The sequence below is a fragment of the Clostridium sp. LIBA-8553 genome (assembly GCF_057782465.1).
Map to the genome: position 1 here is coordinate 3,568,477 of NZ_CM173489.1, position 10,183 is coordinate 3,578,659.

At 38.2% G+C, this 10,183-nt stretch carries 5 protein-coding genes, 1 tRNA gene and 3 rRNA genes; 8 read left to right on the plus strand and 1 reads right to left on the minus strand.

The genetic code is table 11. The features are described from left to right. The first annotated feature begins 268 nt into the window (after positions 1-268). The 8 genes from AC2JAQ_RS16335 (at position 269) to AC2JAQ_RS16370 (ending at position 9,724) form a co-directional block, all read left to right on the plus strand. Positions 269-1,435: an MFS transporter gene (locus AC2JAQ_RS16335; RefSeq protein ID WP_488457298.1), complete on the plus strand. Its 1,167-nt coding sequence runs from the start codon at positions 269-271 to the stop codon at positions 1,433-1,435. A 24-nt stretch (positions 1,436-1,459) separates the two neighbouring features. Continuing rightward, a complete protein-coding gene (locus AC2JAQ_RS16340) occupies positions 1,460-2,398 on the plus strand; it encodes a GNAT family N-acetyltransferase (protein ID WP_488457299.1) in 939 nt (312 codons plus the stop codon). Between the two features lie 19 nt (positions 2,399-2,417). Then, a complete protein-coding gene (locus AC2JAQ_RS16345) occupies positions 2,418-3,101 on the plus strand; it encodes a deoxynucleoside kinase (protein WP_488457300.1) in 684 nt (227 codons plus the stop codon). Positions 3,102-3,681: 580 nt separating this feature from the next. Next, positions 3,682-5,194 (plus strand): 16S ribosomal RNA (locus AC2JAQ_RS16350). Positions 5,195-5,381: 187 nt separating this feature from the next. Then, positions 5,382-8,286 (plus strand): 23S ribosomal RNA (locus AC2JAQ_RS16355). A 51-nt stretch (positions 8,287-8,337) separates the two neighbouring features. Beyond that, positions 8,338-8,455, plus strand: a 5S ribosomal RNA gene (gene rrf, locus AC2JAQ_RS16360). The 16S, 23S and 5S rRNA genes sit together here with 1 tRNA gene alongside, the layout of an rRNA operon. Before the next feature lie 5 nt (positions 8,456-8,460). Beyond that, positions 8,461-8,536: transfer RNA gene (locus tag AC2JAQ_RS16365), tRNA-Lys, on the plus strand. Between the two features lie 138 nt (positions 8,537-8,674). Beyond that, the gene (locus AC2JAQ_RS16370) at positions 8,675-9,724 is read left to right on the plus strand and encodes an ABC transporter substrate-binding protein (RefSeq protein ID WP_488457301.1); all 1,050 of its coding nucleotides are present in this window, start codon (positions 8,675-8,677) and stop codon (positions 9,722-9,724) included. A gap of 87 nt (positions 9,725-9,811) precedes the next feature. On the opposite strand, the gene AC2JAQ_RS16375 is transcribed toward AC2JAQ_RS16370, so the two are convergent. After that, on the minus strand, positions 9,812-10,114 hold the full coding sequence (locus AC2JAQ_RS16375) for a hypothetical protein (RefSeq protein ID WP_488457302.1): 303 nt from the start codon (positions 10,112-10,114) through the stop codon (positions 9,812-9,814). Positions 10,115-10,183 lie beyond the last annotated feature (69 nt).

Sequence of the window (10,183 nt, forward strand, 5' to 3'; positions counted from 1 at the left end):
TAATATTAGAAATCTTTTATATTTTATAAATATAAAGAACTTTTTAATTATTGATATCATGAGGATATTATTAAGTACTATTTAAGTTTTTTGTGGTATAATTTTTATGTTTTTATTTGATAGTTAGCTACTTTAAATCTATATTTTTAAAATTAGGTGAAGGTAGTAATAATATAGATTTGATTAAATTTCAAATTAAGAGTAGTAGGCTCAATTTGAATTAAAGTCTAATTTTATTTATCGTAAAAAAGAATAAGGAGAAATAATGATGAACAGCAAGAAACAAAATTATGTTGCATTAGCTTTCCTATTTGTAATGATGATATTAGCAGCTATAGTTGAAAATACAAAAGGTATATTCATACCTGTATTTAAACAAGAATTTGGAGTTAACGATAATACTATAAGTAATTTACTTATATCTACTTCAGCTGCGTATATGGTATTAACATTTATAGGTGGAATGCTTTGCGAAAAATTAGGTCAGAAGAAAGTATTTTTAGGTGGATTAATGGTGATATTTTTATCACTTATATTTTTGTCTTTTACAAAGAATTACGCAATGTTATATACAGGAATGGTAACAAGTAGTGCTGGAATAGCCATGGTTGCAATATCATGTAACACAGTTCTTCCTATACTGGCATTAACGGCTCAAAATGTAATAATGAATGTTATGCATGCTTGTTACGGGTTAGGCTCATCTGTTGGGCAAGGCCTTTTTGGTGCATTAACTGCTAGAGGAATCAACTGGAGAACTATGTATTTCTTCGTAGGATTAATTTATCTAGCAGTATTTATATGTTTTATATTCGTTAAAATACCTAGAACAGAAGTTGTTAAAGAAAAAGATAAAATGACTATAATCGAAGCTTTATCTAATAAATTGATAATTGCATACATGCTTGCATTAGGATTATATGTCTTTACTGAACAAGGTATTTCAAATTGGTTTGTAAATTACATGAAATATGGATATAACATAAATGAACAAAAAGCAGGAATGTATTTATCACTATTCTTTGCTATATTTACAATAGGAAGATTATTTGGTGGATTTGTAGTAGAAAAAAGAGGATATTTCAATATACTATATAAAACATTAATAATAGGAGCTATACTTTGTGTAGCTGGTTTACTTTTAGGTAGAAATGGTATGGTAGTAATATCTTTATCAGGATTATTCTTCTCAATAACATTCCCAACGACTGTTTTAAGTATTAGTAAGGTTTTTGATAAACATGTTGCATATATTACAGGAATTGTAATAACAGCAGCTAGTTTAGTTGGTATGATTCTTAATAAGGCTATTGGATTGTTAAATGAAAGTATTGGACCGGATAGAGCTTTCTATATAATACCTGCAAGTGCGATTTTATCCGCAATTTTAATGTTCTACTTATATGTAAACACTAAGAAAAAATTAGTTAAGTAAAAAATATAAATTGGAGAGTAGAGTATGTCTTTTGATAAGAATGTATTTATAGAAGCTATAAGAGGAAATGAGAGAGAATATGTTGTAAAAGATAAGGTTGGCATAATACTAGGAAGGTTTTTTCTAAAGGAAATAGACAGTAAAAATAAAAAGGTAGATGTTAAATTTAAGTTTTATAAAGAAGATAATTATAAACTTATGAAAGAAACCTTAAAAAAGATTTTAAAAGTTCTATTTGCTGAGAAAGACATATACAAAATTAATCTTTTTGTTTCAGATATAAACAATTTTAATGCCTACTTAGACTTAGGATTTATGCTTGAGGGAATATTATCAGACAATGTATGCGCTAATGGGGTTCAAAAGGATGAATACATTATGGGAATAAATATAAATGATTTTACCGATAAGGTTAAGATAGTTCAGTTCCAATTGAATACTAAAAGATTGACTCTTAGAAATTTAACTCCAGAGCATACAGAGGAAATGCTTGATTATTATATAAGAAATGAAGAACATTTAAGACAATATGAACCTACTAGAGATAGTAGTTTTTATACTTATGAAGGACAAAAGGAAATTCTAACAGAAAGTTTTAGACAGTTTATAGATGGAACAGCAATTGATTTAGGTATATTTAAAGATGATAAGCTTATAGGTAAAATTAAATTATCTAATATAGTTTATGGAATATTAAGAAGTGCTTTTGTTGGATATTCAATAGATAAAGAGTATCAAGGGCATGGATATATGAAAGAGGTGCTTAGTGAAGTATGTAGTTATGCTTTTGAAGAAATGGGACTACATAGACTAGAAGCATCCACATTATTGGGAAACAGTAGATCTCAAAGTGTTTTAAATGCCTGTGGGTTTAATGAATTAGGTATTAACAAAAAATACTTATACATTAACGGTGAATGGAGAGATCATAAAATATTTTATAAGGTGAACGAGAACTTATAAAGCTTAAGGAGGAGCAGCGTTGTCTTTAAATGCAAAAAATAATCTTTATAGGGAGATATTAGACAAGATAAACAGAGGAGGAAATTGGGAAATGATAGTTGTAGATGGAGTTGTTGGAGTAGGTAAAAGTACTTTAATGAATATTTTAGCAGAGAGAGGATTAATAGCTTATGAAGAGCCTGTAGTGGACAATCCTATATTAGAGAAGTTCTATTATGATAGAAATAGATATTCATTTCCACTTCAAGTATTCTTTTTAAATAAAAGATTTAAACACATAAAGGAAGCTGGACTTGTAGAAAATTCAGTAATGGATAGAAGTATATATGGAGATGTTATATTCGCTAAAATGCTTTGCGAAAAAGGTGAAATGACAGTAGAAGAGTTTGAGTTATATAAAGAGCTTTTAGAAAATATGTTAGAACATGTTAAACCACCTAAGCTAATGGTATATTTAGAAATATCAGTAGATGAAGCTATGAAGAGAATTCAAAAAAGAGGAAGAGACTATGAGCAAGTAGTTGAAAGAGAATATTGGGAAAAGTTAAATGGTGAGTATAGAGAGTATTTTGAGAGCTATGATGTTTCTCCTATATTAAGAATAAATGTAGATGAATTAGATTTTGAGAATGTGCCAGAACATAGAGAGTATGTATTAAGACTTATAGATGAAAAATTAGCTCAATTAGAAAACAATAAATAGATTTAATTATATTGAAGAGGATGTTTAATTACATCCTCTTTAATTTTTATAATATAAAATCATTTTTATTTATTCAGATTTTAATGGGTATGTTTAATAAAAGATGAAATAATGACTAATAATTGCTTAAATTTAGTGATTTTTAGTGTGATTCTATATAATTATTGTCTATAAAAATACTTTTTAATATCCAATAGTATCCATAAATGAATAGTGCTTGAATATATATCATATAAACTTTTCCTAGTGTATCAATATATGATATATAGAGTAAATTAAAGAATTTAAAAGGTTACTATGAATATTTTTGTAAAATCATAATAAAATTTAAATTAAATTAAATAAATGGTGTTAAGATAATATCTGTCACTGACGAACGACAACAAAACAAAGAACAACAAGTTGAAAGAAAACAACTTAAAAAGTTTTTTGAAGAAAAATGTTGACAAAGTTCGAAAGTGGTGATAAACTTAAGAAGTCGCTTGAGGGCGACGAAGAAATGGTCTTTGAAAATTAAACAGAAGATATTAACATAAACCAGCAATTCTTTTATAAGTAATATGAGTATAGATTAAACTTTTAAATTGAGAGTTTGATCCTGGCTCAGGATGAACGCTGGCGGCGTGCTTAACACATGCAAGTCGAGCGATGAAGTTTCCTTCGGGAAACGGATTAGCGGCGGACGGGTGAGTAACACGTGGGTAACCTGCCTCATAGAGTGGAATAGCCTCCCGAAAGGGAGATTAATACCGCATAATGTTGAGAGATGGCATCATCTTTTAACCAAAGGAGCAATCCGCTATGAGATGGACCCGCGGCGCATTAGCTAGTTGGTGGGGTAACGGCCTACCAAGGCGACGATGCGTAGCCGACCTGAGAGGGTGATCGGCCACATTGGGACTGAGACACGGCCCAGACTCCTACGGGAGGCAGCAGTGGGGAATATTGCACAATGGGGGAAACCCTGATGCAGCAACGCCGCGTGAGTGATGAAGGTTTTCGGATCGTAAAGCTCTGTCTTTGGGGAAGATAATGACGGTACCCAAGGAGGAAGCCACGGCTAACTACGTGCCAGCAGCCGCGGTAATACGTAGGTGGCGAGCGTTATCCGGATTTACTGGGCGTAAAGGGAGCGTAGGCGGATGATTAAGTGGGATGTGAAATACCCGGGCTCAACTTGGGTGCTGCATTCCAAACTGGTTATCTAGAGTGCAGGAGAGGAGAGTGGAATTCCTAGTGTAGCGGTGAAATGCGTAGAGATTAGGAAGAACACCAGTGGCGAAGGCGACTCTCTGGACTGTAACTGACGCTGAGGCTCGAAAGCGTGGGGAGCAAACAGGATTAGATACCCTGGTAGTCCACGCCGTAAACGATGAATACTAGGTGTGGGGGTTTCAACACCTCCGTGCCGCCGCTAACGCATTAAGTATTCCGCCTGGGGAGTACGGTCGCAAGATTAAAACTCAAAGGAATTGACGGGGACCCGCACAAGTAGCGGAGCATGTGGTTTAATTCGAAGCAACGCGAAGAACCTTACCTACACTTGACATCCCTTGCATTACTCTTAATCGAGGAAATCCCTTCGGGGACAAGGTGACAGGTGGTGCATGGTTGTCGTCAGCTCGTGTCGTGAGATGTTGGGTTAAGTCCCGCAACGAGCGCAACCCTTGTCGTTAGTTACTACCATTAAGTTGAGGACTCTAGCGAGACTGCCTGGGTTAACCAGGAGGAAGGTGGGGATGACGTCAAATCATCATGCCCCTTATGTGTAGGGCTACACACGTGCTACAATGGCTGGTACAGAGAGATGCAATACCGTGAGGTGGAGCCAAACTTTAAAACCAGTCTCAGTTCGGATTGTAGGCTGAAACTCGCCTACATGAAGCTGGAGTTACTAGTAATCGCGAATCAGAATGTCGCGGTGAATACGTTCCCGGGTCTTGTACACACCGCCCGTCACACCATGAGAGTTGGCAATACCCGAAGTCCGTGAGCTAACCGCAAGGAGGCAGCGGCCGAAGGTAGGGTCAGCGATTGGGGTGAAGTCGTAACAAGGTAGCCGTAGGAGAACCTGCGGCTGGATCACATCCTTTCTAAGGAATACATCTTAGGATAACTAAGATGATAATGAATTCTGGATAATATCTCTGTTTAATTTTGAGAGACTATCTCTCAAAATTGTTCTTTGAAAATTGCACATAATTTAATTTATAGAAACAACAAGCCAAATTGGCAAAACCAATTTCTATTCTTTGTAAAATGAGAACTATAACTAATATAGGTCAAGCTACAAAGGGCGCATGGTGAATGCCTTGGCATCAGGAGCCGATGAAGGACGTGATAAGCTGCGATAAGCTTCGGGTAGGCGCACATAGCCTGAGATCCGAAGATCTCCGAATGAGGAAACTCACATGGGAAACCCCATGTATCATTAAGTGAATACATAGCTTAATGAAGGTAACCCAGGGAACTGAAACATCTAAGTACCTGGAGGAAGAGAAAGAAAAATCGATTTTCTTAGTAGCGGCGAGCGAAAGGGAAAGAGCCCAAACCGGAAACTTGTTTCCGGGGTTGTGGACATAACATAAAAGTGGAGGCTATTGTAACTGAAGAGAGCTGGAAAGCTCCACCGTAGAAGGTAATAGTCCTGTAAGTGAAACGAGAAGACCACGAGTTATGATCCAGAGTACCACGAGACACGTGAAACCTTGTGGGAAGCAGGGAGGACCACCTCCCAAGGCTAAATACTACCTGATGACCGATAGTGAAGCAGTACCGTGAGGGAAAGGTGAAAAGAACCCCGGGAGGGGAGTGAAATAGAACCTGAAACCGTGTGCCTACAACCGCTCAGAGCCCCTTATGAGGGTGATGAGGTGCTTTTTGTAGAACGAGCCAACGAGTTACGGTATGTAGCAAGGTTAAGTACTTAAGGTACGGAGCCGAAGGGAAACCGAGTCTGAATAGGGCGACTAGTTGCATGCCGTAGACCCGAAACCGGGTGACCTATCCATGGCCAGGTTGAAGCGAGGGTAAAACCTCGTGGAGGACCGAACCACGTTGCTGTTGAAAAAGCATGGGATGAGCTGTGGATAGCGGAGAAATTCCAATCGAACCCGGAGATAGCTGGTTCTCTCCGAAATAGCTTTAGGGCTAGCGTCGAGTATGAGTAGTGGAGGTAGAGCACTGAATGGGCTAGGGGGCATAGCGCTTACCGAACCTTATCAAACTCCGAATGCCACATACTTTGAGCTCGGCAGTCAGACTACGAATGATAAGATCCGTGGTCAAAAGGGAAACAGCCCAGATCGTCAGCTAAGGTCCCAAAGTGTAAGTTAAGTGGGAAAGGATGTGAGATTTCTAAGACAACTAGGATGTTGGCTTAGAAGCAGCCATTCATTAAAAGAGTGCGTAATAGCTCACTAGTCGAGAGATCTTGCGCCGAAAATGTAACGGGGCTAAACTTACCACCGAAGCTACGGGCTTGAACTTAGTTCAAGCGGTAGGAGAGCGTCGTAACCGGGCTGAAGTCGTACCGTAAGGAGCGGTGGACTGGTTACGAGTGAGAATGTTGGCATCAGTAGCGAGATGTGGGTGAGAATCCCACAGGCCGAAAACCTAAGGTTTCCTCAGGAAGGTTCGTCCGCTGAGGGTTAGTCGGGACCTAAGCCGAGGCCGAAAGGCGTAGGTGATGGACAACTGGTTGATATTCCAGTACCACTACCATCGTTATTATCGATGGCGTGACGCAGGAGGATAGTGTGTGCTAGCTATTGGATGCTAGTCTAAGCGTTTAGGCAGTGAAAGTAGGCAAATCCGCTTTCATAATGCTGAGGCGTGATGGGGAAGGTTCCACGGAACCGAAGTACATGATTCCACGCTGCCAAGAAAAGCGTCTAGAGAGAGAAGTAGTGCCCGTACCGCAAACCGACACAGGTAGGTGAGGAGAGAATCCTAAGGCCGGCGGAAGAATTACAGTTAAGGAACTCGGCAAATTGACCCCGTAAGTTCGCGAGAAGGGGTGCCTACGAGAGTAGGCCGCAGAGAATAGGCCCAAGCAACTGTTTAGCAAAAACACAGGTCTCTGCTAAAGCGTAAGCTGATGTATAGGGGCTGACGCCTGCCCGGTGCTGGAAGGTTAAGGGGAACACTTAGCGCAAGCGAAGGTGTGAACTTAAGCCCCAGTAAACGGCGGCCGTAACTATAACGGTCCTAAGGTAGCGAAATTCCTTGTCAGGTAAGTTCTGACCCGCACGAATGGCGTAATGACTTGGGCACTGTCTCAACTGTAAATCCGGCGAAGTTGTAGTGCGAGTGAAGATGCTCGCTACCCGCGATTGGACGGAAAGACCCCGTAGAGCTTTACTGTAGCTTAGCATTGAGTTTTGGTATTGTCTGTACAGGATAGGTGGGAGGCTAGGAAACTAGGGCGTCAGCCTTAGTGGAGCCATCCTTGGGATACCACCCTGACAGTACTGAAATTCTAACTGGCGGCCATGAATCTGGTCACAGGACATTGTTAGGTGGGCAGTTTGACTGGGGCGGTCGCCTCCTAAAAAGTAACGGAGGCGCCCAAAGGTTCCCTCAGAACGGTCGGAAATCGTTCGTAGAGTGCAAAGGCAGAAGGGAGCCTGACTGCGACACCCACAAGTGGAGCAGGGACGAAAGTCGGGCTTAGTGATCCGGTGGTACCTCGTGGGAGGGCCATCGCTCAACGGATAAAAGCTACCTCGGGGATAACAGGCTGATCTCCCCCAAGAGTCCACATCGACGGGGAGGTTTGGCACCTCGATGTCGGCTCGTCGCATCCTGGGGCTGAAGTAGGTCCCAAGGGTTGGGCTGTTCGCCCATTAAAGCGGCACGCGAGCTGGGTTCAGAACGTCGTGAGACAGTTCGGTCCCTATCCGTCGCGGGCGTAGGAAATTTGAGAGGAGCTGTCCTTAGTACGAGAGGACCGGGATGGACTGACCTCTGGTGTACCAGTTGTTCCGCCAGGAGCACAGCTGGGTAGCTAAGTCGGGAATGGATAAACGCTGAAAGCATCTAAGCGTGAAGCCAACCTCAAGATGAGATTTCCCATAGCGTAAGCTAGTAAGATCCCTTGAAGAACACAAGGTTGATAGGTCGGGGGTGTAAGCATGGTAACATGTTCAGCTGACCGATACTAATAGATCGAGGGCTTGACCAAATATAGTAAATTAAATATGTGCAATTTTGAAAGAACAAAAACTTTCAAACATCTGGTGATGATGTTCTTTAGGGTAACACCCGTTCCCATTCCGAACACGACGGTTAAGCCTTTAGAAGCCGATGGTACTGCACGGGAGACTGTGTGGGAGAGTAGGTGGTCGCCAGGTCTTATGATTTGCTAGCTCAGTCGGTAGAGCACGTGACTTTTAATCACGGTGTCCAGGGTTCGATTCCCTGGCAGATCACCAAAACCTCTCTAATAAGAGAGGTTTTTTTGTGTATAAAAATATATTATTCTATAAATTACTTGAAAAATAATTTATACTTAAATAGTAAATATAAAAAGATTTTTAGGATTATATTTAATAGAATTTGGGAGGAAAGTAATGAAAGGGATAAAGAAAATATTATCATTAGGGTTACTTCTGATATTTTCATTTTCAATGGTATCCTGTGGAGGATCAAAGGGAAAGACTTTAGAAGATACTATAGTAGTAACAAGTAAATATCCTGATGAAGTTATGAAGTATATTGCTGATGAATTTAAAAAAGAAACTGGAATAACTGTAAAATATGAAGTTAAAGATGAAATCAAAGAGGATGATTTCAAAAATTCAAATGTTGATGTTGTTTTAGGGGGAAATAGTGAATTATATAAAAAAGTAGCTTCAGATAATCTCTTACAAGGATATAAAACAAGTTGGTTTGGAGATGTGGATGAAAACTATAGAGATAAGGATGGATATTGGTATTCAATTTATAGAAATCCTATAGTTGTTGCTTATAACAAGACAAATCTACCAGATAATCTTGTACCAAAGAATTTAGTTGATTTAGGAAGTGGAAAATTAACTAATAAGTTAATTATGGTGAACTCAAATAATGATTATACAAAATACTTTATCTCTGCTACAACATCATATTTAAGTAAGGCTGCAAATAATGATGATAATGTAGGAAATACTTTTTTACAAAATTTAAAGTTAAATGTGGCTACATTCTTTAATAATTATGATGAATTGGCTACAGCTTTAAATACAAAAGAGACTCCAATAGGAATACTTCCTTTGGATGTGTTAAATAAAAAATATAAAGATGATGCTAATATTGTAAGAATTGATTTCCCAGATGGAGTACCTGTGGTAACAGAATGTGCAGGGATTTTAAAAACAGCACCAAATCCTAATGCATCGGAATTATTTATGGAGTTTGTTGCTGGCCCAAAGATCCAATTAGAATTAGCACAAAAGTTTAATATAATGCCTACATTGCCAGTAGCAATAAAATATTCTCCAGATTGGATTAAAGATTTTAAAACTTTAGATATTGATAACAATGTTATTTTTGATAATGAAAATAAATGGGTTCAATATTTTAATAGTATAGTTAAACCAGAAGCACCTACTAAGCCAGTAACTAATGGGAAAAAATCTTAGTATTTAGTATATAGTTAAATTAAAAAAAGAGATATTATGTTTACACATAATATCTCTTTTATATTTAAAGTGTGAATTGTAAATAGCTTATTCGTACTTGAATTTAATGATAACTTCTTTGATTTCTCCTTTAGAGTTAGTTCTAACTTTAAAATCTTTAATATCTTTAAATTCGTTATTAAGTTGAAAGTTAAGTTCATTTATAGTAGCTTTGGCCTTTTTAGCTAAATCACTATCTTCGATAACTTCAAATCTCTGCTTTTTAGTTGTAATTTCCTTGTTTTTATCATCAACTACAACGTAGTACTTATCTCCTTCTTCAATTACAACATACTCTTTACCAAAAGTTAGGCTTGAGCATAATGAATTATCTATACATCTTACTAGCATAGCTACTCTCCTCTCATAAACAGTAAATTCTCTACACCTTAAATATATCACAATAAGAAGCTTTGTCCA